The organism is Variovorax cryoconiti, from assembly GCF_051216395.1.
GTDB lineage: Bacteria > Pseudomonadota > Gammaproteobacteria > Burkholderiales > Burkholderiaceae_C > Variovorax.
Genome location: NZ_JBPJZI010000001.1, coordinates 505,919 through 530,212, shown reverse-complemented (window position 1 = coordinate 530,212; position 24,294 = coordinate 505,919). Strand labels below are relative to the sequence as shown.

Sequence of the window (24,294 nt, the reverse complement as noted above, 5' to 3'; positions counted from 1 at the left end):
CTTCAGGGGGCGGTCAGAAGCGATAGGTCGCGCTCGCGACCACTTCACGGCCCTTGCCGTACCAGCAGTCGCCACGAGACAGGCAGGTGCTGAAGTACACCTTGTCGGTCGCGTTGTTGATGTTGAGGGCATAGCGCCATTGGGCGGTGTCGTAGGCCAGCACGAAGTCGAGCAGTGCGACGCTCGGGATGCGAGGGCCGTAACCGCCGTAGGACGTATCTCGGAAATTGCCCATGTAGCGCACGCCCGCGCCGGCCGAGAAGCCCGGCAGGCCGGCGATGGCGAAGCGGTACTTGGTCCACAGGCTGGCCTGGTGCTTCGGCATGCCCTCGATCTGCGCGTCCAGGTCGATGTAGTTGTAGTGCGCGATGACGTCCAGGTCGCGGCTGATCGAGCCCTTGGCCTCCAGTTCGACGCCCTTGTTCCGCGTCTCGCCCAGTTGGTTGAAGGTGTTGGGCACCGGCTCGACGATCTGGTTCTTCTCGCGCAGGTCGTAGACCGCCGCACTGAAGGCCATGGCGCGCGCTTTGGGCTCGTACTTGATGCCGGCCTCCCACTGCTCGCCGCGCAGCGGCTTGAAGCTCTGGCCCATGCGGGCCGACTGCGGCGTGAAGGACTCGGTGTAGCTCACGTACGGTGACCAACCGGAAGGCATCGCATACATCACGGCGAAGCGCTTGGTGTTGGCGCTGGTCTTCTCGTCCTCGCTGCCTTCCACGCCTGACACGGCACGGTCGTGGCGCAGGCCGGCCAGGAAGATCCAGTGGTTCCACTTGATCTGGTCCTGCACGTACAGGCCGCCGTTGCGCTGCGTGGTGCGCGGCAGCGCGAAGCGCTCGGGGTCGACGAGGTTGCCGTACACCGGCGCGTAAGCGTCGATCACGCTGTAGTCGAAGCCGCTCGACACGTTCTCGCGCTGGCGCGAGAAATCGGCACCGACCAGCAGGGTGTGCTTGACGTCGCCGGTCGCGAAGTGCCCTTCGAGGTGGTTGTCGATGGTGGCGATGCGGTTGCGTGTGAGCGAGCTGTCGGTGATGCGGCCGAGCAGGCGCTTGTTCACCGGGTCCTGACCCCAACCGCCCGTGATGGCGAAGAAGTCGCCGTAGGCATAGCGGTTGTCGTTCTCGTTGTGCGCCACGCGGAAGTTCTGGCGCACGGTCCAGGCGTCGTTGAACTTGTGTTCGAACAGCCAGCCGAAACTCTTGCGCTCGCTGTCGTAGTAGTCGCTGGGCTCACCGATGAAACGGCTCGCGGGAATGCGGCCGTTCGGGTTCGACAGGATCGTGCCTTCCCAGGGCAGGAACTGCGAGCTCGTCCCGCTCTTGTCCTTCTGGTACATGGCCTGCAAAGTGAGCGAGGTGGCGGCGCTCGGGCGCCAGGTGAGCGACGGTGCGAGCAGGCTGCGGTCGTCGGGCACGTAGTCAACCTGCGTGTCGGACTTGCGCTGCAGTGCAACGAGCCGGTAGGACCACTCGCCGTCGGCCGTCAGCGCGCCGGTCAGGTCGGCCTGGATCTGCTTGCGGCCCCAGTTGCCGAACTGCACGCCGACCTCGCGCTGCGTCTCCGTCAAGGGTCGCTTGCTCACCATGTTGAGCACGCCGGCGGCCGTGCCCGAACCGAAGAGCATGCCGGCCGGACCGCGCAGGACTTCCAGGCGCTCGAGGGCGTAAGGCTCGGTGCGGGTCGTGCTGGTGTAGTAGCCGTAAGCCTGGCGCAGCCCGTCGAGGTAGACGCTCGGCTCGCTGCCGCGAATGCGCACGGAGTCGGTCCGCGCGTCGAGCCCGTAGGCATCGGAGCGCACGCCCGCGGCATAGCCCAGCGCATCCTGCAGGCTGGTGGCGCCCTGGTCGACGAGCTGGTCGCGCGTGACGACGGTGACGGCCTGCGGCGTTTCCGACAGCGGCGTGTCGGTCTTGGTTGCCGTGACGGCGTTCTTGGCGCGATAGCCGACGACGGGCGAGGTCGCCGATTCGTTCTCCGCGCTCGCGTCGACACGCACTTCAGGAAGGGTCTGGGCCGCGGCCTGCAGCGACAGGAGGCCGAATGCGACAGAAACGGCCGAACGGCGACCGAACGGCGAAGTGGTGGGCATCGTCATTGAGATCATTGAAAATGAGAAAGATTCTCATTCTATTCAAGCTGGTCCCCCCGCTGTCAACGCCGCGCCCACGGCGCGTGGGGACACTCGGCGCTCAGTCGAGCGCGCGATCGAGCAGCAGATCGACCTGCTGGCCCAGCGCGCTGCGCGGCGCCACCAGGCGCTGCAGCAGGCTGAAGTGGTCCGCATCGGGCTCGTAGTGCAGCACCGAGGGATTGCCCATCGCCAGCCACACCTCGTGCATGCGGCGGCTCTGCTCGCGCATGGCGGGCGTCTCGTCGGCACCGGCGGCCAGCAGCAGCGGCGGACCGTCGGGTGCGGCGCGGTACAGCGGCGAGGCCGCGGCCGCGCTCTGTGCGTCGAGCCGCAGGTTCTCGTTGAGCGAGGTCTGTGCCAGCGGCGCCAGGTCATAGAGACCGCTCAGCGCGATCACGCCGGCCACCGTGGCCATCGGCAGCCCGCGCGCGGTCCAATCGGTGAGCGCCATTTCCATCGCCAGATGCCCGCCGGCCGAATGCCCCATCGCGACCAGGGGAAGCGCGGCATCGACCCGGCCGAGCACGGCCGGCACGGCAGCGCGCACGGTCTCGGTCAGCGCGGCCAGCGACACCGTCGGGCACAGCGGATAGTTCACCATCGCGACGTGCAGCCCGCGGCGTACCAGGGTCGGCGCAATGAAGCGGAAGCCCGCCTTGTCGCGCCACTGCCAGTAGCCGGCGTGCAGGTAGATCAGCACGCCGCGCGCAGCCGGGCCGGCGTCGAAGAAGTCGAAGGTGCAGCGTTCGGCCGTGCCGTAACGCAGATCGAGCTCGCAGGCGCTGCCGCGCACCGCCTCGGCGCTGCGCCGCTCGAATTCCTCGAAGAGCGCGGGAAACCCAGGCCGCGCCTGCCCCGTCAGGTACTGAAACTCGGCGTCATTCATCGCCCGGCTCGGTGCCTGCGTGGGCCAGCACGCGGTCGATGCGACGGCCGTCGAGCGCGACCACCTCGAAGACCCAGCCGGCGCATTCGATGCGCTCGCCCACGACGGGCAGTTGGCCCGACACCGACATCAGCAGGCCGGCGACGGTGTTGTAACGCCCCCGCTCCTCCTCGGGCAGCTCGCGGATCGCCAGGCGCGCGCGCAACTCCGACACGGGCATGAGCCCGTCGAGCTCCCAGGCGCCGTCCTCGCGCTGGCGCGCCCAGGCGTCGGTCGTGGTGGTGGGCTGCAACTCGCCGGTGATGGCTTCGAGCATGTCGCGCGGCGTCATCAGGCCCTGCACCACGCCGTACTCGTCGACCACGAAGACCAGACGCCCGCCCCGCACGCGAAACTGCTCCAGCAGTTCCATGCCGGTCAGCGTCTCGGGCACGAACAGCGCGGGCTGGACCACGCCGTCGATCGTGCCTTCGTGCTGCGGGCCGAGCCGCAGCAGATGCGCCACACTGATCACGCCCAACACATCGTCGAGCGAGTTGCGGCACACCGGGTACCACGAGTGCACCAGGTTGAGGGCGCCGGCGTCCGCCACCTTCTGCAGGCTCGACGCCACGGTGTCGGTGGCGTCGAGCCACTCAATGTCGGCCCGCGGCACCATCAGCGAGCTGAGCCGTCGGTCGTCCAGGTGGAACACGTTGCGTACCATCTGGTGCTCGTGCATCTCGATCACGCCGGCATCGACGCCCTCCTCCAGGCTCGCGGAAATTTCCTCTTCGGTCACCGTGCGCGCCGCGTTGGAGTCGATGCGCAGCAGCTTGAGCATCATCGCGGTCGCGCCCGATAGCATCAGCACGAAAGGCTTGGCGCCGGTCGCCAGCGCGCGCATCGGCCGCGACACGAAACGCGCCACCGGCTCGGGGTAGAGCTGGCCGATGCGCTTGGGCACCAGCTCGCCAAAGATGATCGTGAAGAAGGTGATGCAGGTCACCACCACCGCGGTCGACGCGATGCTCGCCGTACCGGCGCCCATGCCCGCGCCTTCCATCCACACCGACAGCGGCGCCGCGAAGGCAGCCTCCCCCACGATGCCGCTGAGCATGCCAATGGAGGTGATGCCGATCTGCACGCTCGAGAGGAACTGCGTCGGGTCCTCCATCAGCTTGAGCGCGGCGGCGGCGCCGGCATCCCCGGTTTCGGCCAACGCCGCGAGCCGCGCGCGACGGCTGGTGGAAAGGGCCATTTCGGACATTGCGAACAACGCGTTGAGCGTGGTCAGCAAGGCCAGCAAGAAGACATCCATGAACGGGGGAGAGAATGGGGACATGGCACTTTACTTGATCGGTGACGTGCAGGGCTGCGACGACGCCCTGCAGCGCCTGCTCGACCACATCGACTTCTCGCCGAGCCGCGACACGCTCGTGCTGCTGGGCGACCTGGTCAACCGCGGGCCCGATTCGGCCGGCGTGCTGCGGCGCGTGCAGCGGCTGGGCGGCGCGGCGCGCAGCCTGCTGGGCAACCACGACCTGCACCTGCTGGGCGTGGCGCACGGCGCGCGCAAGTCCGGGCGCAAGGACACGCTCGACGGCGTCCTCGACGCGCCCGACCGCGACGCACTGATCGACTGGCTGCGCCAGCAGTCGATGGCGCTGCACCAGACCATCGGCGGGCGCGACCTGCTGATGGTGCACGCCGGCGTGCTGCCGCAGTGGAGCATCGGCCAGACGCTGGTGTTGGCTGCGGAGGTGGAGTCGGTGCTGCGCGGGCCGACGCTGGGCGAGTTCGTGCGCACCATGTACGGCAACGAGCCGGCGCAGTGGAGCGATGCGCTCACCGGCCACGCGCGGCTGCGCGCCATCGTCAACGGCCTGACGCGGTTGCGCTTCTGCACCGCCGACGGCGTGATGGACTTCGAGACCAAGGACAGCGCCGATGCGCCGCCCGCCGGCTTCATGCCGTGGTTCGACGTGCCGGACCGCCGCGCGGCCGCCGCGACCATCGCCTTCGGCCACTGGTCGACGCTGGGCTGGATCGCGCGGCCGGGCCTGATCTCGACCGACACCGGCTGCGTCTGGGGCGGCTGCCTTAGCGCGGCGCGCATCGGCGACACGCTCGATGCCATCGAGCATGTCGAAGTGCGCTGCGACCAAGCGCAGAAGCCGGGCTGAGGCCCGTTGGCGGACCGTCAGCCTGCGACGAGGGCGAAGCCGGTGTCGAACGTCCCCTTCACGTCGAGCGGCTGCTTGATCAGCCCGACCTGCCGGTAGAAGTCTGCCGTGCCCTGCTGGTCGGCGATGACCGGCGCATCGATCGGCACCCACTTCTGCTGGCGTCGCGCGAACTGCAGCTTCGCCGCTTCCGGCGGGATGCCGATGATGCGAGCCAGCGCGGCCGAGTAGGTGTCGACGTTGCGATTCGACCAGTCCTGCGCACGCACCACGCGCTGCAAGAAGTCCTGCAGCACAGGGCGCTTCGACGCGATCGCCGCATCGGTGGCCGCCAGGTAGCTGAGCCCCGGCAGCAGGTCGCGCCCGCTCACCAACACGCGCGCATGGCCGCTCACCTCGGCGAGCGCGGTGTACGGCTCCCACGTGGCCCAGGCATCGACCGAGCCCTGCGTGAGCGCGAGCTTGGCATCGGCCGGCGCGAGGAAGCGGATGTTCACGTCCTCGGGCTTCAACCCGGCGCGGGTGATGGCCTTGAGCGTCACGTAGTGGCCGATCGAGCCTCGGTTGGTCGCAACGCTCTTGCCCTTCAGCTCGGCCGCCGTCTTCAGCGTGGAATCGGGCCGCACCAGCACCGCCGTGCCGCAGGCGTCGGAGCGGTTCGCGCCGATCGCCTTCACGCGCGTGCCGGCAGCCAGCGCGAAGATCAGCGGTGCATCGCCGATCGGGCCGGAGTCGACCGCGCCGGCATTGAGCGCTTCGGCCAGCGGTGCGGCGGCCGGAAACTCCGACCACTGGATGTCGTAGCCGACGCCCTCGAGCGCACCGGCCGCCTCGAGCAGCGCGCGCAGGCCACCCTTCTGGTCGCCCGCCTTCAGGACAGGGCGCGACTGCGCGCGGCCGACGGCGGGGAGCGCCAAGGCGGCACCGGCACCGAGTGTGCGGGCGACGAACTGGCGACGCGAAGGATGGGTCATGGTTTTCTCCTTGGGAACATGGGGTTCAGTGAACGAAGCCGCCCTTGACGTAGCGCACCGGTTGCGCGTCCATGCGGGCGATGAGCGCGCCGAGGCCGTCGGCGACGACGGCGGTCTGCACTGCACGCGGCGCGGTGTCGGTGCGGCACAGCAGGTCGTCGTCCGACCAGTCGGCTTGGCCCGGACGGCTGCGCGCACGCAGCCAGCCGTCGCGGTCGGCGATCAGCGTGGTGCCGGCCAGCGAGGGCGTGCCGGTGACCAGCGCGAAGGCGGACCACGCATCGGCCGCCTCGGACGCGTCGACCACGCAACCGCCGGCATCGCGCGCGGCCGCCTGCGCAGTCGGTGCGAGCCGCACGGTCACGAGCCGCGGGTCTTCGAGCGGCGCCGGCTGGTCGGCGGGTGCGTCGTCCTGCGCCACGATGCGAACGCGTTGCCCGCGCCAGCTGGCGAGCCGGCGTTGCGGCTGGCCGTCGCAGCGCACCGCGACGTCTGGCAGCGCGGCCGGCAAGGCCCAGACGCCGGTGGCACGCAGTGTCTCGCCGGCTGCCTGCGCCTTCATGAAATCGATCAATGCCCAGGCCTCGTCGTCGCGCAGGCGTTCGCCGAAAGCCGGCATGGTCGGCGCGCCGTCACCGCCGCGCATGCCGTGCATCACGTGCCACAGCAGATCGCCGTCGGCCCGACGCCACAGCAGCGGTCCCGCGAGGTTCGGCGGCGACATCGAGCGGGCATCGGCCAGCGCGGCCTGCCCGCGTCCGTCGGCGCCATGGCAACCCACGCAGTGCTGCGCATAAAGCGTGCGGCCCTGCGCGATCGACTGCACCGTGAAGCCGGTCGGCGACCGGTGAAAACTCGCGGGTGTCGCCGCGACCCAGATCACGTGGGCGTCCGGCCAGGGCGCGACCAGCAGCAACAACGGCAAGGCCGCCACCACCCACACGCGGCCGCGTCGCCAGACCAGCGACAGCAGCAACAGGACGACGGCCAACCCGATCACAACCAGGCTGCCCGCCAGCCGCCGCGCCTGACCCCCGTCGATCAGCAGGTTCTCGCCGGACAGCTTGAGCGCCCATGGCCACGTGGCCTGCCCGTGACTCGCTCCAACCAGTCCGAGCGCTGAGAGCGCCTGCAACAGCACGACCTGCGCGCCCTGCAACAACCCGATCAGTGCGTTGAGCCAGCCGTCGTCGGCACCGGTCACCAGGTTGCATCCAGGCCCAGATGGCGCAATGCCTCGTGCCGGAGTTCTGCCAGACGCGGATGCCCACGATGCCGCGGATACGGCAGGTCGACCACCAGCTCGGCCGCGATGCGCGCCGGCCGGTCGCTCAGCACGATCACGCGGTTGGCGAGGAACAGCGCCTCTTCCACGTCGTGCGTCACCAGCAGCGCCGAGAAGCCCGCGCGTTGCCACAGGTTGACCAGCTCGCTCTGCATCGCGATGCGCGTCAACGAGTCGAGCTTGCCGAGCGGCTCGTCGAGCACCAGCAGCCGCGGGTCGTTGACCAGCGCTCGCGCCAGCGCCACGCGCTGCGCCATGCCGCCCGAGAGCTGGTGCGGAAAGCTCTTGGCGAAGTCGGTGAGGCCGACCAGCGCCAGCGCGTCGTCGACGCGCGAATGCTGCGTCTTCAGCAGGCCGCGCGCCTGCAGGCCCAGCGCGACGTTGTCCCAGACGTTGCGCCAGGGGTACAGCGTCGGGTCCTGGAACACGACGATGCGCGAGGGGTCGGGCCGCGTGATCGGTTCGCCGTCCTGCGCGATGCGGCCGGTGGTGGCCGGCTCGAGCCCGGCGACCAGCCGCAGCAGCGTCGACTTGCCGCAGCCGCTGGGGCCGAGCAAGGCGACGAACTCACCGGGCTGCACCTGCAGGTCGATGCCGTCGAGCACCTGCAGCACGCCGCCCTGCTGCTTGAACCAGTGGCTGACGCCTTCGATGTCGATGCGCGCGCCGCCGGGCGAAGCGGTCGTCTCGGCAGCGGCGGGAGCAGAAGCGACGCTCACCATTTCACGGTCCCCTTCTGCCACGACAGCGCGCGGTCGCGCACCGTGAACAGCAGCGTGATGAGCCCCGAGCACAGCACCGCCATCACCAGCAGCGCCGCATACATGTTCGCGTAGGCGGCCCAGCCCTGTGCCCACTGCAGGTACCAACCGAGACCGGCCTTCACGCCCATCATCTCGGCCGTCACCAGCACCGAGAACGATGCGCCCAGACCCATGAAGAGCCCCACGAAGACCTGGGGCAACGCGGCGGGAATCGCGACGCGCACCACCAGGAACCATTCCGACGCGCCGAGCGTGCGCGCCACGTCGTAGTAGCTCTTGTTGACCGACGCCACGCCCGACCAGGTGAGCACCGCCACCGGGAAGAAAGTCGCCAGGCCGACCAGGAACACCGCCGCCGCATAGCTCGACGGCGCGAAGAAGAAGGCCAGCGGCAGCAGCGCCGACGCGGGCACCGGCCCGAGAAAGCGCAGCACCGGGTGCACCCAGTAGCCCGCGATGCGCGACCAGCCGATCCACACCCCCGTGCCGAAGCCCACCAGCGCGCCCAGCACGAAGCCATGCGCCAGCAGCCGCAGCGAATGCGCGGTCGACAGGCCCAGCCGCGCCCAGTCTTCATACGCCACGTCAATCAGGCTCTGCGGCGGCGCGAAGAAAGGCGGCGGCAGCGCGCCGAGCTTGGCCGTCAACGCTTCCCACAGCGCGAGCAGCAGCGGCGCGGCGATCAGCCATTGCCCGGCGGGCCGCAGCGTGCGGCCGATGCGGCCCGCGTTGGCACCGAGGACGGCGACGACGAGCAGCAACACGCCGACGACCAGCGCGGCCACGCCGAGTTCGGTCGTGAAGGCCCAGTCGCTGAAGCCGACCTCCTTGTTCGGCCAGTAGAGCGTGAGCGCGCCCAGCGCCAGCCATGCGACGGCGGCCACCAGCCCGGTGCGCCAGAGGCCGGTGACGGCGATGTCCTGCAGCGAGGCCGGCAGCGCTGCAGTGCGCGGCGCGGTCGCTGCAGCAGCGCGGGCGCCCGGAACACCGGGCCGCTCGAGCCGGTGGCCCAAGACCTGGTCGGCGGTCGTCATGCGAGCACGTCCACCGACACGTGATTGGCGAGCTTCACCGGATCGGTCGAGGGCTTCAGCACGCCCACCGACTTGAAGTCGCGCGCATAGAACTCAACCTCGTCGCGCAGGTTCTTGCCCGTCGGGTGATGCCCGTGCGTCAGCGTGCCCAGCAGCGCCTGCAGGTCCTCCACCGGCACCTTGGGCGAGTACTTGGCGAAGAGCTTGGCCGACTCGTTGGGGTTCTCGGCGACGAAGTCGGAGGCCTGCACGATCGAGCGGACGAGCGCTGCGACGGTCGGCTTGTCCTTGCGCACCAGCTCGCCGCGCGCGCCGACGATGCAGCACACCTTGTCCTTGTATTCGCCCGACAGGTTGGTTGCGAGCTCGACGAAGCGGCCCTTGTTGCGCTTCTCGATCAGGTAGAGCGTCGGGTCGCCATCGGCGATCGCCTGGATCTCGCCCTTGTTCACCGCGATGTCGAGCAGGTCGGCCGGGTACTGCCGCCAGGTCACGTCCTTGTCGGCGTCGATGCCGTTCTTCTTCAAGAGGATCGAGAAGAAGTTCTTGCCCGGGCTCGCGATGTCGGACACGCCGATGGTCGTGCCCTTGAGCTTCTGCAGGTCGGTGATGCCGGCTTCCTTCACGCCCACCAGCCGGACGCAGCCACCGTGCGAGCTGCCGACGATCTTCACGTCGAAGCCGGCTTCCAACGGCTTGAGCCAGCGATGGATCATGCCGACCGCCGCGTCGGCCTTGGCGGTCGCGAGCGACTCCAGCAGCTGGTCGGTCGAGCCGGTGTAGTTGATCAGATCGACCTGCAGGCCGTTCTTCTCGAAGTAGCCGCGCTCCTGCGCGACCACCACGGGCGACAGGCAGAAGGCCGACGCGTTCCAGGCGAAGGTCAGCTTGCGTTGCTGCGACCAGGCGCGCGACGCGATGAGGCCGCCGGAGGCCACGATGGCGGCGGCGCTGCCGGCACGCAGCACGCTGCGGCGGGAAAGAGAAGTGTTCATGGATGTTGGCCGATCAGGTCAGTCAAGGAGTTCGGGTTCGGCTTCGACGAGGCCTTCGTACAGGCTCTCGAAAGAATGCAGCGCACCCTCGGGGCCGCCGATCTGGCCGTGCGTGTGTTGCGCGGTCGCTTCGTCGATGGGCTGCGGCGTGCCGGCGGCTTCGGCCAGCAGTTGCGTGTGGCAGGCGTTGTCGAGCGCGATGTACCACCAGGCGGCGGCCTCGACCGTCGGGCCGGCGGTCAGGATGCCGTGGTTCTTCAGGATCGCGCCCTTGCCGTCGCCCAGCGCCTTGGCGATGCGCTCGCCTTCGCTGCCGTCGACCACCATGCCGGTGAAGTCGTCGAACAGCGCCACGTCGCCGTGGAACACGCAAGCGTCCTGCGTCAGCGTGTCGAGCTTGCGGCCCAACGTCGACCAGGCCTTGCCGTAGGTCGAGTGCGTGTGGGCCGCCGCGATGATCTTCGGGTTGTGCTCGTGGATGGCCGCATGGATCGCGAAGGCCGCCTTGTTGAGCGGCCGGTCGCCGATCACGGTCTCGCCGCGCGCATTGACCAGCAGCAGGTCCGACACCTTGATGCGCGAGAAGTGCACGCCCAGCGGGTTGACCCAGAAGTGGTCGGTGAGCTCGGGGTCGCGCGCGGTGATGTGCCCGGCCAGGCCCTGCGCGAAACCGAAGCGTGCGAACAGGCGGAAGGCACCCGCCAGGCGCTCCTGGCGATGGCGGCGCTCGGCCTCGACGCTGGTGCGGCGTGGTGTGGGGTCGAACCAGAACTTCTGTTTCGGGTTCGGGTTGAGCGCGAGTGGCGACTTGCGGTCGATCGACAAAACGGCGCTCATGCCGTCTTCCTTTGCGCAGCGATGCGCTCGGCCACCAGCGCATGGGTGCGCGGGATCAGCTCGCGGCCGTAGTCGGTCGCGTCTTCCAGCGGATCGAAGCCGCGGATGAGGAAGGTGGTCACGCCCAGGTCGTAGTAGTCGAGCAGCGCATCGGCCACCTGCTCGGGCGTGCCGACCAGCGCGGTGCTGTTGGAGCGACCGCCGATCTCCTGCGCGACGGCGGTCCACAGCAGCTTGTCGAGCCGCGTTCCCTTTTCCGCCGCGGCCAGCAGGCGCTTGGCGCCCTCGCTTTGTTGCGGCCCGCCGCGGCCGAAGCCCTGCACGACGCGCAGGCGCGTCGTCTCGGCCAGGATCGCGTCGGCGCGGGCCCAGGCCTTCGCCTCGGTCTCGGCCAGGATCGGCCGGAACGACACCGAGAAGCGCACGCTGCGGCCGTGCTTGGCGGCCTCGGCCCGCACGCGGCCGGTGAGCTCGCGCACCTGGTCGAGCGACTCGCCCCACAGCGCATACACGTCCGCATGCTTGCCCGCCACGGGAATCGCGGCCGCCGACGCGCCGCCGAAGTACACCGGCACGTGCGGCTTGCCATTGAGCGTCTGCACCGGCTTCACTTCCGAGAACGCCTTCTCGGCGTGGTAGTGCGCGCCCTGGTGGTCGAAGGGCTTGTCGGCCGTCCAGACCTTGCGCAGCACTTCGAGGTACTCGTCGGTGCGCGCATAGCGCTGGTCGTGGTCGAGCCAGTCGCCGTCGCGCCGCTGCTCCTCGTCGGAGCCTCCCGAGATGTAGTGCACCGCCAGCCGGCCACCGCTGAACTGGTCGAGCGACGCGAACTGCCGCGCCGCCAGCGTGGGCGACACGAAGCCCGGCCGGTGCGCCAGCATGAAGTGGATGCGCTCCGTGACCGAGGCGGCGTAGGCGACGGTCAGCGTCGCATCGGGGCCGGTCGAATGGTGCGGCACCAGGACGCGGTCGAAGCCGGCCTCTTCGTGCGCCTGCGCGAAGGCCCGCACGTAGTCGCGGTCGATCGCCGGGCCTTTGGCCGCGTGGATCTCCGAGACCTTCTGGGTCTGGATCATGCCGATGAATTCGATGGGGCTGTCGTGGCTCATGGGGGTCCTCGTTCGATGGTTCTTGGGAATGATCAAAAGGATCAGGCAGCCGACAAGCCGCGCGCGCCGGCGGCCAGCGCGCGGTCGAAGCTGCGGTCCCAGAAAGGCGCGACGTTGGCGGGCCCGTCGAGCACGCCCAGGCGCTGGAAGGTGTCGGCCACCTCCTGGTGGCTGCGCACGATGGCCTCGGTCACCGGGCCGAGCGCGTAGTCGTCGCTGCGGCCGTTGAAGAGCTCGACCAGGTCGCCCACCGGCACGCGGGTCTCGGCCGACTGCGCCTTGGCATACGCCAGGTAGTTGCGGTTGGCCCAGGCGTAGGCGCGCTGCACGCGCAGCAGGTAGTCGGTGATGGCCGCGTGCCGGCGCGGGTCGTCGATGGCGCGTGGATTGGCATAGACCGGGAAGTTGCCCGACAGGTAGCCCTTGCCGGTCTTGATGGTGCGGGCGCCGTACTGGGTGCGCGCGATCTGGCCGTTGTAGCCGTAGATGGCCCAGGCATCGAGGTCGCCGCGCGCGAAGGCCGAGAGGCCGTCGGCCGGCGTCAGGTTGATGGCCTGGATGTCGTCGAAGCCCAGGCCCGCTTCCGCCAGCTGCTTGCTCAGGAAGTAGTGCGCCGTAGTCGCACGCACGTAGCCGACGCGTTTGCCCTTGAGATCGGCGATCTTGTGGATGGGCGCGTCCTTGCGCGCCAGCGTGACCTGGTTGTTCAGGTCCTCGTGCGAGGCGGCGATGAAGCGCACATTGGCCTTCTGCCGCGCGGCGAAGGTCGCGGGGATCTCGCTGCCCGAGCCGATGTCGAGCGCATCGCCGTTGATCGCCTCGATGTGCAGCACGCCATTGTTGAGTTCGCGCCAGTCGATCTTGTAGGGCGTGTTCGCCTCACCCGCCGCCTGCAGCAGCGGGCGCCACACGCCCTTGTAGACGGCGACGCGCAAGGTCAGGCCCGAGAGGTCGGTGGCAGCCGATGCCGGCGATACGGCGTGCGCGGCGAACGGCAGGCTGGCGCCGATCGCCGTGGCAGCGGCACTCTGCAGCCAGGTGCGGCGCGACCAGGTGTTGGAAGGATGGGAAGGCATGGCGGTCCTCGGGTCGATGGATGACAGGGACGAGACCGTAAGCCGCGCGCGGCCGAAACCCAACGCAGAAAAACGCACATCGATAGGCGAGAAACTTTGTTGGCCGGCAACCTGCGCGGGTCTACCGTCGCGGCCATGAGTTCCATCGCTCCGCCCAGGCCTGCGCCCTCGCCCCTTGCCACGGCTCTCGCTCCGTCGACCCCCGTCAGGCGACCCCTCGACGACGCCCTGCTGGCCCCGCTGAGCGCGCAGTTCGCCGCCACCGCGGCCGACTACGACCGCGCGGGCCGCTTCCCGCACGACAACTTCGCAACGCTGCAACGCCACGGCTTGGTCGCGCTGACGGTCCCGGCTACCCTCGGCGGGCGCGGCGCCACCCTGGCCGAGGCGCGCCGCGTGATCGGCGCCGTCGCACGCGGCGAGCCGGCGACGGCGCTGATCCTCACGATGACCTACCTGCAGCACCAGGCGATCGGCCGCGCCGACAGCCGCTGGCCCCCCCACCTGCGCGAACGCGTGGCGCGCGACACGGCGGCGCACGGCGCGCTCATCAACGCCCTGCGCGTCGAGCCCGCGCTGGGCTCGCCGGCACGCGGCGGCCTGCCGGGCACCGTCGGAACGCGCACGGCGGAGGGCTGGACGATCAACGGCCACAAGCTCTACACGACCGGTATCGAGGGCCTGCGCTGGCTGTCGGTGTGGGGCCGCACGGACGACCCGGCGCCGCAGGTCGGCGTCTTCCTGGTGCCGCGCGACGCGCCCGGCATCCGCGTGATCGAGAGCTGGGACCACCTGGGCCTGCGCGCCTCGGGCAGCCACGAGGTGGTGTTCGAGGACGTCAAGATTCCGCTCGACCACGCGGTCGACCTGCGTGCACCGGAGGCCTGGATTCCCGGCAACGGCAGCGCGGCGGACGCCGACGCCTATGCCCAGCAGCAGGCCTGGATGGTCGTGCTGCTCGGGTCGCTCTACGACGCCGTCGCGCGCGCGGCCGAGGCCTGGCTGATCGGCTTCCTGCAGGCGCGCGCGCCGGGCAGCCTCGGCGCCCCGCTGGCCAGCCTGCCGCGGGTGCAGGAACAGGTCGGCGACATCCAGGCGCTGCTGCGCACCAACCGCGTGCTGCTGGACCACGCCGCCGCCGAGGTCGACGCCGGTCGCACGCCATCTGTCACGGACAGCGGCCTCCTGAAGTACAGCGTGACGGCGAACGCGATCCGTGCCGTCGAGATCGCCCTGCAACTGAGCGGCAACCACGGCCTGTCGCGCCAGAACCCGCTGGAGCGACATCACCGCGACGTGCTGTGCAGCCGCATCCACACGCCGCAGAACGACGCGATCCTCGTGGCGGCAGGCAAGGCAGCGCTGAACCGATGAGAATCCGCGGATGACGACCACGATCGAGACTTCCCCCATCGCGCCGCTGCGTGACTTCGTCATGGCTTTCGGCCGGCTGCTCGACACGCACCCCGACGAGCCGCGCATCCTCACGGAAGGCAGTGCCCTGCTGCGCACGCTGGTCGTCCGCGACGACTGGCTGCCCGAGGCCTTCGCACAGCCGCACCCGACCTACTACCAGCAGCACCTGCTGCACGCCGACTCGACCGAGCGCTTCTCGGTCGTGAGCTTCGTCTGGGGGCCGGGCCAGGCCACGCCGGTGCACGACCACACCGTGTGGGGCCTGATCGGCATGCTGCGCGGCGCGGAGGAAAGCCAGGCGTACGTCGAACGCGACGGCCGCGCCGTGCCGGAGGGCGCGCCGGTGCGGCTTGCGCCCGGCGATGTCGAGGCGGTGTCGCCCACGGTCGGCGACGTGCACCGCGTGCGCAACGTCTACGACGACCGCGTGTCGGTCAGCATCCACGTCTACGGCGCCAACATCGGCGCGGTGCGACGCCACACCTACCCGGCCGAAGGCGGGCGCAAGCCCTTCGTCTCCGGCTATTCGAACACCCTGCTCCCCAACCTGTGGGACCGCTCCGCCGAACTGCGCCACGCATGACCCTCTCGACGCTCTCCTTCGCCGACGTCCGTCGGCACCTGCTCGCGCGCGACGAGATCGCGCTCATCGACCTGCGCGAGGAACACCCCTTCGCGCAGGCCCATCCGCTGTGGGCCGCAAACCTGCCGCTCGACCTGATCGAACGCGATGCGGCGCGGCGCATTCCGCGGCGCGACACGCTCATCGTGCTGTACGGCGAGCAGGACGGCGTCGACCGCGTGCCGGCCGCCACCGAGCGCTTCTCGGCACTGGGCTACACGAACCTGCATGCGCTCGACGGCGGGCTCGAAGGCTGGCGCGCCGCAGGCGGCGAGCTGTTCCGCGATGTCAACGTGCCGAGCAAGTCCTTCGGCGAATTGGTCGAGCACGAGCGGCACACGCCCTCGCTGTCGGCGCAGGAGGTGAAAGCGCTGATCGACGCGAAGGCCGACGTGGTGGTGCTCGACGCGCGCCGCTTCGACGAGTACCGCACCATGAGCATCCCGAGCGCGACCAGCGTGCCGGGTGCCGAGCTGGTGCTGCGTGCGCGCGAGCTCGCGCCCGATCCGAAGACGCAGGTGATCGTGAATTGCGCCGGCCGCACGCGCAGCATCATCGGCACGCAGTCGCTGGTGAACGCCGGCCTGCCGAACCCGGTGGCGGCGCTTCGCAACGGCACCATCGGCTGGAAGCTGGCCGGCCAGGTGCTCGACACCGGTGCGTCGCGCCAGGCGCCGGCGGTGAGCGCCGCCCGCCGCGCCGAAGCGCAGGCCGCGGCCCGTGCCGTGGCCGAGCGCGCCGGCGTGCGCTGGGTCGCGCTCGATGCGCTGGGAACGCTGACGTCGCCCGCGCGCACCGTCTACCGCTTCGACGTGCGCACGCCCGAGGCGTACGCCGCCGGTCATCTGCCCGGCTTCGCCAGCGCGCCCGGCGGCCAACTGGTGCAGGAGACCGATCACGCCGTGCCGGTGCGCGGCGCGCGCATCGTGCTGGCCGACGACGACGGTGTGCGGGCTTCGATGACGGCCTCGTGGCTCGCACAGATGGGTTGGGAGGTGGTCGTGGTCGATCCGGTGGCACCCGCCAGCGCGTGGAGCGAGACCGGTGCGCCATCGGTTGCTCACACGGTGGGCGCGCAGCGTTATCGCCGCCCCTACGAAGGCACCGACGCGTCGCCCGAAGCCATGCAGGCCTACCTGGATTGGGAGTTCGGCCTGGTCGAGCAACTGGGGCGCGACGGGACGCACCACTTCAAGGTCCTCTGAAAACGCAACGGGCCCCGAGGGGCCCGTTGTTCATTCAGCACAAGCGCGGATCAGCTCGGCTCGCTGCTCTTGAAGAGCGCGGCGACCTTGCGCTTGGGCTTGATGTTGCTCGAGATGCCGCGTGCGGGTCCGCCCTTGGCGGTGCTTTCCCACGTGGGCGCGGCTTCGCGCTCGGGTGTTTCGTAGGGCTGCTCGAAGAACGGATCGCGCGGGGCGGCAGGCGCACGGTGCGGACGGCCACCGCCGCGCGGCGAGCGCGTATCGACCGCACGCTGCTCGCGCGACGGCTCGGCGCGCTCACGCGGCGCTTCCAGCGTGTCGAGCACCTCGCGCGTATCGCCGGCCTCGACCTCGCCCTCTTCGCGCCAATGGCGGCGACCGTCGTTGATGCGGCCGCGCGGGCGGTCTTCCTCGAACTCCATCGGCTCGAGCTCGATCTTGGTCTTGATCAACTTCTCGATGTCCGCGACCAGACGGGCGTCGTTGCCGCCGCTCGCGAAGCTCACCGCCAGGCCCGAGGCGCCGGCACGGCCGGTGCGGCCGATGCGGTGCACATAGTCTTCGGCATTGAACGGGATGTCGAAGTTGAACACCGCCGGCACGTCCTTGATGTCCAGGCCACGGGCCGCGACGTCGGTACACACCAGGAGGTCGACTTCGCCCTTCTTGAAGGCGTCGAGCGCCTTCAGGCGTTCGTCCTGGCTCTTGTCGCCGTGCAGTGCGGTGGTGCGCAGCCCTTCGCGCTCAAGCGAACGGGCCAGCCGGGCGCAGCCCAGCTTGCTGTTGACGAAGACGAAGGCCTGCGTGATGCCGCGCTGCTGGATGATCTGCTTGAGCGCACGGCGCTTGTCGTCGTCGCTCACGCTGAAGAAGCGCTGCTCGACGGTCGATGCGGTTTCGTTCGGCCGTGCCACTTCGATGGTGACCGGGTCCTGCAGGTAGCTGCCCGCCAGGCGCTTGATTTCCGGCGAGAAGGTGGCCGAGAAGAGCAGCGTGGTGCGCTGCTTGGGCAGGTGGCTCAGGATGCGCTGCAGGTCGGGCAGGAAGCCGATGTCCAGCATCCGGTCGGCCTCGTCGAGCACCACGTACTCGACCTGGTTGAGCACCGCGTTCTTGGCCTCGATGTGGTCGAGCAGTCGGCCGGGCGTGGCGACCAGCACCTCGACGCCCTTCTTCAGTTCCAGCGTCTGCGGCTTCATGTCCATGCCGCCGAACACCACAGCGCAACGCAGGTTGGTGTACTTGGCGTACAGCTTGACCTGCTGGGCGACCTGGTCGGCCAGTTCGCGCGTGGGCAGCAGCACCAGCGCACGCACCGGGTGGCGCGCGGGCGAGGTGGAGCTGTTCTCGTGCTTGAGCATTCGCTGCAACAGCGGCAGCGAGAAGGCGGCCGTCTTGCCGGTGCCGGTCTGCGCGGCGCCCATGACGTCCTGCCCGGACAACACGACCGGAATGGCCTGCTCCTGGATCGGTGTCATGGTCTCGTAGCCCATTTCGGCCACGGCGCGCGCCAGCGGTTCTGCCAGCGAAAGATTGGAAAAGGAGCTTGTCATGAAGCCCGCTATTGTCGCACCGCGGCAAAAAACGACAATGACAGTGCGGTGACTCGCCGATCCGCTATCGAATGAGGAGCAGCCCAAGGCCACCCCGCGTCGCGTTACAACTGCTTGGCGGCGAAGGTGTCGCAGGTCTGCATGCTGCCGCTCTTGTAGCCAGTGCCGAACCAGCGCTGGCGCTGGGCGCTGGTGCCGTGGGTGAAACTGTCGGGCACCACGGCACGGCCGGCCGAGCGCTGGAGCGCGTCGTCGCCGATCTTCTGCGCGGCGTTCATGGCCGCCTCGATGTCGCCCGGGTCCAGCCACTGCTTGGACTGCTGCGAGTGGTGCGCCCACACGCCGGCGAAGCAGTCGGCCTGCAGTTCGACGCGCACGCTGACCGCATTGTTCTGGGTGGGGCTGAGCCGGCCGCGCATGCCGTCGACCTTGGCGGTGATGCCGAGTTCGTCCTGCACGTGGTGGCCGACCTCGTGCGCGATCACGTAGGCCTGGGCAAATTCACCCGGCGCGCCGAGGTCGCGCTTGAGCGTCTCGAAGAAACCCAGGTCGATGTAGACCTTCTTGTCGCCGGGGCAGTAGAACGGGCCCATGGCCGACTGACCGGTGCCACAGGCCGTCGGCGTGGCCCCGCGGAACAGCACCAGACGCGGTGGCTGGTAGGTCCCACCGTTCTGCTGGAACGCCTGGGTCCAGACGACTTCGGTGTTCTTGAGCACGGTGGAGACGAAGGCCGCTTCGCGGTCGTCGGGCGGCGGTTTCTGTGCCGGCCCCTGCTGCACCTGGGGTGCGGACTCGCCACCGGTGAGCAAGCCCAGCACGGTGAGCGGGTTGATGCCGAAGATCCATCCCGCGACGAGCGCGACCGCCACGGTGCCGATGCCGACGCTGCGCCCACCGATGGGAAACCCGCCGCCACCACCACCGCTGCGGCGATCTTCGACGTTGTCCGACTGTTCGTTGCCTTCCCACCGCATGACGCTCTCCTTGACAGCCGCCTGCATGGCGGGCGTGGCGCGATCCTACGCGCTCAACGCGCGGCGGAGAGCCCGACCGTGATCAAACCGTTGCTGGACGCTTCGAGCGGACGGGCGCCAGACGACGCGATCGCCGTCGATCCCGCCGTTCGGCCTTGGCTGCGTTCCGCCGCTTCACGCACCTCGGCCCGCTGCACCTGCGAGCGGGTGACCAGCACCATCGCGACCATCTGCACCAGCATGATCGACAGCAACGCCGCGGCCAGCAGCCAGCGGTAAGGCGTCATGGGGCGCTCGGCGCGCCCTTGTTCCTGGGAATTCATTGTCGGCTCCTCGACTCCGTACAGCGTGTACGTCCAGTTACCGATGGTGCCGCTGACTGTCGCTGCGGATTGCGCCGGGAAGCGCAAGGCGTTGTAGGACCGCAGCCGGCCTGCGAATCGGACGCCACCCGGCCTCCGACCGATGCGCTGATCAGGCCTTCGGCAGCGTCACGCCGCTCTGGCCCTGGTACTTGCCGCCGCGGTCCTTGTAGCTGACCTCGCACACCTCGTCGCTTTCGAAGAACAGCACCTGCGCGCAGCCCTCGCCCGCGTAGATCTTGGCGGGCAGCGGCGTGGTGTTGCTGAACTCGAGCGTCACGTAGCCTTCCCATTCGGGCTCGAAGGGCGTGACGTTGACGATGATGCCGCAGCGGGCGTAGGTGCTCTTGCCCAGGCAGATGGTCAGCACGTTGCGCGGGATGCGGAAGTACTCGACCGTGCGCGCCAGCGCGAAGCTGTTGGGCGGGATGATGCAGTAGTCGCCCTGCATGTCGACGAAGCTCTTCTCGTCGAAGTTCTTCGGGTCGACCACCGTGCTGTGGATGTTGGTGAAGACCTTGAATTCGGGCGCGCAGCGGATGTCGTAGCCGTAGCTCGACGTGCCGTAGCTGATGATCTTGTGGCCCTCGCGCTCGCGGACCTGGCCGGGCTCGAAGGGCTCGATCATGCCGGTCTGCTCGGCCATGCGCCGGATCCACTTGTCGCTCTTGATGGTCATGTCAGGGTCCTTCCTCGGGGCCGCCATTCTAGGCAGCCCGCGCGGGCCACCGGGTCAGGCGGGCAGTGCCTGCGAGATCACCGTGCGCTCGATCAACCGGTCGTCGCCCAGCACGATCATCGCGAACAGCAGCTCTTCCAGGTTGGCCGCCAGCCCGGTCTTGCGCGCCAGCAGCGGCGTCGCCTTGGGGTCGATCACGACGAAGTCGGCCTCGCAGCCCGGCTGCAGGTTGCCGATCACGCCCGCCAGCCCCAGCGCCTCGGCTGCGCCGCCGGTGTGGCGCCACCAGAGTTCGGACGGCGCGATGCTGATGCCCGGCTTGGTCTGGCCTTCGCGGCCGACGTAGTAGGCGGCCATCATGGTCGCGAAGGGGCTGAAGCTGGTGCCGCCGCCCACGTCGCTCGCCAGACCATAGCGGTAGCCGATGCGGTCGGCGCCCTCGAAGTCGAAGAAGCCGCTGCCCAGGAACAGGTTGCTGGTCGGGCTCACGGCCGTGGCCGTCTGCGTGGCGCGCATCAGGCGGCGGTCGTCGTCGTCGAAATGGATGCAGTGGGCGTACACGGCGCGCTCGCGCATCAGGCCGAAGCCGTGGTAGACCTCCAGGTACGAACGCGCATGCGGGAACAGCTCGCGCGCCCATGTCACTTCGTCCTTGTTCTCGGCGACGTGCGAGTGGATCCAGGTGTCGGGGTACTTCGCCGCCAACTCGCCGGCACCGCGCAACTGCGCGTCGGTGCTGGTGGGCGCGAAGCGCGGGGTGATGGCGTAACCCAGGCGGTCGACGCCGTGCCATTGCCGGATCAGCGATTCGGTATCGACGAGGCTCTGCACCGTTTCGTCGCGCACACCGTCGGGCGAATGGCGGTCCTGCAGCACCTTGCCGGTGATCATGCGCAGACCGCGGCGCTGGGCGGATGCGAAGAAGGCCTGCACCGACGCGACGTGCGAAGTCGCGAAGGTCAGCGATGTGGTCACGCCATTGCGCATCAGCTCGTCGAAGAACACCTCGGCGACGGCTTCAGAATGTGCGGCCTCGGCAAATCGGCTTTCTGCGGGAAAGGTGTAGTTCTCCAGCCAGGGCAGCAGCCCGTCGGCCGGCGCGCCGATGATGTCGGTCTGCGGGAAGTGGATGTGCATGTCCACGAAGCCCGGTGCCAGGATGCGCCCCGGCCAGTGCGTGACCGTGGCATCGGGATGCCTCGGTGCCACCTCTGGGTAGCTGCCCGCATCGACCACCCGCTGGCGGCCGGTGGCATCGGGCGCGACGACCAGCAGGCCGTCGTCGTCGAACAGGGGACGACCGGCGTCGTCGAATCGCAGGAGGGAGGCGCGGTAGGCATTTTTCATCGTGGCTGCGGAGGGTAATCCAGCCCCGCGTCGCCGCAATTTCCATGCGCATATCAGTGCCATACACCGAATGCGATTCGTTCTGGAGCTTGTACGGCCCCTCCCCGTCCATCGCCGAGTGCGGGCTTCACCACGTGCTGGTGGCGCAAGCAGCGCGCCCGCTCAGTGCCACACGCGGAACACGCGCCCCGTCAGCGGTCCTTCGACGCTACGCACGTACGCCAGCGCGACGCGCGCGGCCGGTACGGTTTCAACGCCAGGAAAAAGCGCCCCATAGGCCGCCGACGATTCGGTCAACAGCGTCGGACTCACCGCATTGATGCGCAGCCCGCGCGGCAGCTCGATCGTCGCGCCCCGCACGAAACCCTCGACCGCCGCATTCACGGCGGCCGCATTGCCTCCCCCGCGAACCGGGTCGTCGGCCGCGACGCCCGTGGTCAAGGTGATCGAACCCCCGTCATGCAACACATGCTGGCCAAGCAACGCGAGCCGCACCTGGCCCAGCAGCTTGTCCTGCAGGCCGACATTGAAGTTCGCCGGCGTCATCTCGACCAGCGGCCCGAAGAACAGGCCACCCGCCGTCGAGACGATCGCATCGACACGCCCGACCGCCGCATACAGCGCCTCGACGCTGGCGTCGCTCGTGATGTCGACCTGCAGATCGCCGCGCGTACGGCCCACACGCACCACCTCGTGCCCGCGTGCGGCCAGTGCCTGTGCCACCGCGCTGCCCACAGCGCCCGTCGCGCCCACAACAAGAACCTTCATGGAGAACCTCGCCAAAGTGAATCAGGAAGCGGCCATTGTTTTGCGAACCATGGATTTGATAAATTGCCATCTGGTTCGGTCATTCGAAACTCAGGGTTCGCAATATGGACAAGCTACGCGCCATGGAGGTCTTTGCCGCCACGGTCGACGCGGGCAGCTTCGCCGCTGCAGCGGAGGCGCTCGACCTGTCGGCGGTGATGGTCGGCAAGCACATTCGCGCGCTCGAAGCACAGCTGGGGGCGCGCCTGCTGGAGCGCACCACGCGCCGCCACGCGCTCACCGAGATCGGTGCGGCCTACCTGGAGCGCTGCCGCGACGTGCTGGCCAGCGTGCACCTGGCCGACGGCGTCGCCGAATCGCTGCGCGCCATGCCGCAGGGCGTGCTGCGGGTCACCGCGCCGGTGGCCTATGGCGCGCACCGGCTCACGCCGGTAATCGGCGACTACATCGCCACCTACCCGCAGGTGAAGGTGGACCTGGTGCTCAACGACCGCGTGGTCGACCTGGCCGAAGAGGGTTTCGACTGCGGCATCCGCTCCGGGGCGGCGGTCGATGAAGGGCTCATCGCGCGTCCGCTCGCGCTCGCGCGCATGTTCGCGGTCGCCAGCCCGGCCTGGGTCGCACAACACGGGCAGCCCCGCCATCCGTCGGAACTCGAGGCTTTCCCGCTGCTGGGTTTTGCCACCTGGGGGCCGAACCATTCATGGCGCTTCACGCGCGACGGCCAGACCGTGCATGTGCCGGTGCGCGGGCCGCTCACCACCAACAACGGGCAAGCGTTGCTGGCTGCCGCCATGGCAGGCGTGGGGGTGATCGTGCAGGCCGATGCATTGCTCGGCCCCGCCCTGGCCTCGGGCCAGGTGGTTCAGCTGCTGCCCGATTGGGCGCTGCCGACGCGCCGGGTGCACATCGTTCGATGGCCCGAAGCGCGGCCCAGCGCCAAGCTGCGGACCTTCGTCGACTTCGTGGTCGAACGGCTCGGCTAGCGCGCCACGCGCCCCTGCACGCCCTCGGCCAGCCAGTTCATCTTGAGGATCTGCTCGTCGGTCAGCGCACTGCCCTTGGCGATCACCACATGGCCTTCGTTGTCGTGCACGTCCGCCGCCGCGGCGGCGAAGGGCCGCAGCTTGCCGGCGGCGATGTCCTGCTGCCGCGCCAGCACCTCGTTCTGCACCGGCTTGGGCACCTTGGGGCCGAAGTCACCGACGCGGATCATTCCTTCCTTCACGCCGCCCCAGACGTTGCCGGGCTTCCAGCTGCCATCGAGCACCGCGCGGGCGCGCTGCGTGTAGTAGCCGCCCCACTGGTGCGTGACGGCGACGATCTGCGCGTCGGGCGCAACCTTGCGCATGTCGGAGTGGTAGGCCACGGCCATCTTGCCGCGCTCCTGCGCGGCGGCCATCACGGCGGTCGAGCCAGTGTGGAAGGCGATCACGTCGACGTCCTGGTTGAACAGGGTCATGGCCGCGTCGCGCTCCTTCGGCGGGTCGAACCAGGCGTCGAGCCACACGACTTTGACCTGCGCCTTCGGGTCGACCGAACGCATGCCCAGCGTGAAGGCGTTGATGCCCTGCAGCACCTCGGGGATCGGGAAGCCCGCGACATAGCCGGCCACGTGCGTCTTCGTCATGCGGCCCGCGGCGACGCCGGCCAGGTAGCGGCCCTCGTAGTAGCGCGCATTGGCGGCCGAGACGTTGGGCGTGGTCTTGTAGCCGGTGACCGATTCGAACTTCACGTCGGGGAAGTCTCTCGCCACTTTCAACGTCGGCTCCATGTAGCCGAAGCTGGGCGTGAAGATCAATTTGTTGCCCTGCTGGGCGAGGTCGCGAATCACGCGCTCGGCATCGGCGCCCTCGGGCACGTTCTCGACGAAGGTGGTCTTCACCTTGGCGCCCAGCGCGGCCTCGACGGCTTGGCGGCCCTCGTCGTGCTGGTGCACCCAGCCGGCGTCGGCCAGCGGCGCGACGTAGACGAAGCCGATCTTCAACGGCGGTGCAACCGGTGCGGTCTGTGAAAAAGCGGGAGACGAAAAGCAACAGGCAGCCGCGAGCGCGGCCACGAGGTTTTTGTACATGGTGTTCCTCGACATGGCCCCGGTGAAATAAA

At 69.2% G+C, this 24,294-nt stretch carries 23 protein-coding genes; 5 read left to right on the top strand and 18 right to left on the bottom strand.

The features are described from left to right. Positions 1-13: 13 nt before the first annotated feature. From ACSFA2_RS02630 to ACSFA2_RS02620, 3 genes are all read right to left on the bottom strand, one after another. Positions 14-2,098: a TonB-dependent siderophore receptor gene (locus tag ACSFA2_RS02630; protein ID WP_435453752.1), complete on the bottom strand. Its 2,085-nt coding sequence runs from the start codon at positions 2,096-2,098 to the stop codon at positions 14-16. A gap of 94 nt (positions 2,099-2,192) precedes the next feature. Beyond that, positions 2,193-3,020, bottom strand: a complete 828-nt coding sequence (locus ACSFA2_RS02625) for an alpha/beta hydrolase (RefSeq protein WP_435453751.1) — start codon at positions 3,018-3,020, stop codon at positions 2,193-2,195. Continuing rightward, positions 3,013-4,320 carry a hemolysin family protein gene (locus tag ACSFA2_RS02620; protein WP_435453750.1) on the bottom strand — a complete coding sequence of 436 codons (1,308 nt, stop codon included), beginning with the start codon at positions 4,318-4,320 and terminating at the stop codon, positions 3,013-3,015. Before ACSFA2_RS02620 ends, ACSFA2_RS02625 begins: the two co-directional genes overlap by 8 nt. A 22-nt stretch (positions 4,321-4,342) precedes the next feature. On the opposite strand from ACSFA2_RS02620, the gene ACSFA2_RS02615 reads away from it, so the two are divergent. After that, positions 4,343-5,185 (top strand): symmetrical bis(5'-nucleosyl)-tetraphosphatase, encoded by an 843-nt coding sequence (locus tag ACSFA2_RS02615; protein WP_435453749.1) that lies wholly within the window; start codon positions 4,343-4,345, stop codon positions 5,183-5,185. A 17-nt stretch (positions 5,186-5,202) separates the two neighbouring features. On the opposite strand, the gene ACSFA2_RS02610 is transcribed toward ACSFA2_RS02615, so the two are convergent. The 8 genes from ACSFA2_RS02610 to ACSFA2_RS02575 are packed head-to-tail and all read right to left on the bottom strand — an operon-like array spanning position 5,203 to position 13,259. Continuing rightward, positions 5,203-6,159 carry an ABC transporter substrate-binding protein gene (locus tag ACSFA2_RS02610; protein WP_435453748.1) on the bottom strand — a complete coding sequence of 319 codons (957 nt, stop codon included), beginning with the start codon at positions 6,157-6,159 and terminating at the stop codon, positions 5,203-5,205. A gap of 25 nt (positions 6,160-6,184) precedes the next feature. After that, a complete protein-coding gene (locus ACSFA2_RS02605) occupies positions 6,185-7,366 on the bottom strand; it encodes a c-type cytochrome (protein WP_435454161.1) in 1,182 nt (393 codons plus the stop codon). After that, on the bottom strand, positions 7,360-8,166 hold the full coding sequence (locus ACSFA2_RS02600; protein WP_435453747.1) for an ABC transporter ATP-binding protein: 807 nt from the start codon (positions 8,164-8,166) through the stop codon (positions 7,360-7,362). Before ACSFA2_RS02600 ends, ACSFA2_RS02605 begins: the two co-directional genes overlap by 7 nt. Continuing rightward, entirely contained in the window at positions 8,160-9,242 is a 1,083-nt protein-coding gene (locus ACSFA2_RS02595) for an ABC transporter permease (RefSeq protein ID WP_435453746.1), read from the bottom strand. Before ACSFA2_RS02595 ends, ACSFA2_RS02600 begins: the two co-directional genes overlap by 7 nt. Then, a complete protein-coding gene (locus ACSFA2_RS02590; RefSeq protein WP_435453745.1) occupies positions 9,239-10,237 on the bottom strand; it encodes an ABC transporter substrate-binding protein in 999 nt (332 codons plus the stop codon). The genes ACSFA2_RS02595 and ACSFA2_RS02590 overlap by 4 nt, the downstream gene beginning before the upstream one ends. Positions 10,238-10,255: 18 nt before the next feature. Then, a complete protein-coding gene (locus tag ACSFA2_RS02585; RefSeq protein WP_435453744.1) occupies positions 10,256-11,074 on the bottom strand; it encodes a class II aldolase/adducin family protein in 819 nt (272 codons plus the stop codon). Then, complete coding sequence (locus tag ACSFA2_RS02580) at positions 11,071-12,183, bottom strand: LLM class flavin-dependent oxidoreductase (RefSeq protein WP_435453743.1); 1,113 nt, start codon at positions 12,181-12,183, stop codon at positions 11,071-11,073. Before ACSFA2_RS02580 ends, ACSFA2_RS02585 begins: the two co-directional genes overlap by 4 nt. Before the next feature lie 41 nt (positions 12,184-12,224). Next, complete coding sequence (locus ACSFA2_RS02575; RefSeq protein WP_435453742.1) at positions 12,225-13,259, bottom strand: ABC transporter substrate-binding protein; 1,035 nt, start codon at positions 13,257-13,259, stop codon at positions 12,225-12,227. A 135-nt stretch (positions 13,260-13,394) separates the two neighbouring features. Between ACSFA2_RS02575 and ACSFA2_RS02570 the strand changes: the two genes are divergently transcribed. From ACSFA2_RS02570 to ACSFA2_RS02560, 3 genes are read left to right on the top strand one after another with little or no spacing between them, the layout of a single operon-like run. After that, positions 13,395-14,633: an acyl-CoA dehydrogenase family protein gene (locus ACSFA2_RS02570; RefSeq protein WP_435453741.1), complete on the top strand. Its 1,239-nt coding sequence runs from the start codon at positions 13,395-13,397 to the stop codon at positions 14,631-14,633. A 10-nt stretch (positions 14,634-14,643) separates the two neighbouring features. Then, positions 14,644-15,258 carry a cysteine dioxygenase family protein gene (locus ACSFA2_RS02565; protein ID WP_435453740.1) on the top strand — a complete coding sequence of 205 codons (615 nt, stop codon included), beginning with the start codon at positions 14,644-14,646 and terminating at the stop codon, positions 15,256-15,258. Then, positions 15,255-16,502 carry a rhodanese-like domain-containing protein gene (locus tag ACSFA2_RS02560; protein WP_435453739.1) on the top strand — a complete coding sequence of 416 codons (1,248 nt, stop codon included), beginning with the start codon at positions 15,255-15,257 and terminating at the stop codon, positions 16,500-16,502. The genes ACSFA2_RS02565 and ACSFA2_RS02560 overlap by 4 nt, the downstream gene beginning before the upstream one ends. A gap of 50 nt (positions 16,503-16,552) precedes the next feature. Here ACSFA2_RS02560 and ACSFA2_RS02555 read toward each other — a convergent pair whose 3' ends face one another. The 6 genes from ACSFA2_RS02555 to ACSFA2_RS02530 form a co-directional block, all read right to left on the bottom strand. Beyond that, a complete protein-coding gene (locus ACSFA2_RS02555; protein WP_435453738.1) occupies positions 16,553-18,055 on the bottom strand; it encodes a DEAD/DEAH box helicase in 1,503 nt (500 codons plus the stop codon). Positions 18,056-18,159: 104 nt separating this feature from the next. After that, positions 18,160-19,032 carry a KPN_02809 family neutral zinc metallopeptidase gene (gene ypfJ, locus ACSFA2_RS02550; RefSeq protein WP_435453737.1) on the bottom strand — a complete coding sequence of 291 codons (873 nt, stop codon included), beginning with the start codon at positions 19,030-19,032 and terminating at the stop codon, positions 18,160-18,162. Between the two features lie 53 nt (positions 19,033-19,085). After that, the gene (locus ACSFA2_RS02545) at positions 19,086-19,319 is read right to left on the bottom strand and encodes a hypothetical protein (protein ID WP_435453736.1); all 234 of its coding nucleotides are present in this window, start codon (positions 19,317-19,319) and stop codon (positions 19,086-19,088) included. A 187-nt stretch (positions 19,320-19,506) separates the two neighbouring features. Beyond that, the gene (gene dcd, locus ACSFA2_RS02540; RefSeq protein ID WP_435453735.1) at positions 19,507-20,073 is read right to left on the bottom strand and encodes a dCTP deaminase; all 567 of its coding nucleotides are present in this window, start codon (positions 20,071-20,073) and stop codon (positions 19,507-19,509) included. Between the two features lie 54 nt (positions 20,074-20,127). Continuing rightward, positions 20,128-21,420 carry a guanine deaminase gene (gene guaD / locus ACSFA2_RS02535; protein ID WP_435453734.1) on the bottom strand — a complete coding sequence of 431 codons (1,293 nt, stop codon included), beginning with the start codon at positions 21,418-21,420 and terminating at the stop codon, positions 20,128-20,130. Positions 21,421-21,582: 162 nt separating this feature from the next. Then, on the bottom strand, positions 21,583-22,188 hold the full coding sequence (locus ACSFA2_RS02530; RefSeq protein ID WP_435453733.1) for a short chain dehydrogenase: 606 nt from the start codon (positions 22,186-22,188) through the stop codon (positions 21,583-21,585). Positions 22,189-22,292: 104 nt separating this feature from the next. Here ACSFA2_RS02530 and ACSFA2_RS02525 point away from each other — a divergent pair, with 104 nt between their 5' ends. Continuing rightward, a complete protein-coding gene (locus tag ACSFA2_RS02525) occupies positions 22,293-23,174 on the top strand; it encodes a LysR family transcriptional regulator (RefSeq protein ID WP_435453732.1) in 882 nt (293 codons plus the stop codon). Here the strand turns inward: ACSFA2_RS02525 and ACSFA2_RS02520 are convergent. Then, entirely contained in the window at positions 23,171-24,262 is a 1,092-nt protein-coding gene (locus ACSFA2_RS02520; RefSeq protein ID WP_435453731.1) for a BMP family ABC transporter substrate-binding protein, read from the bottom strand. The genes ACSFA2_RS02525 and ACSFA2_RS02520 overlap by 4 nt on opposite strands. Positions 24,263-24,294 lie beyond the last annotated feature (32 nt).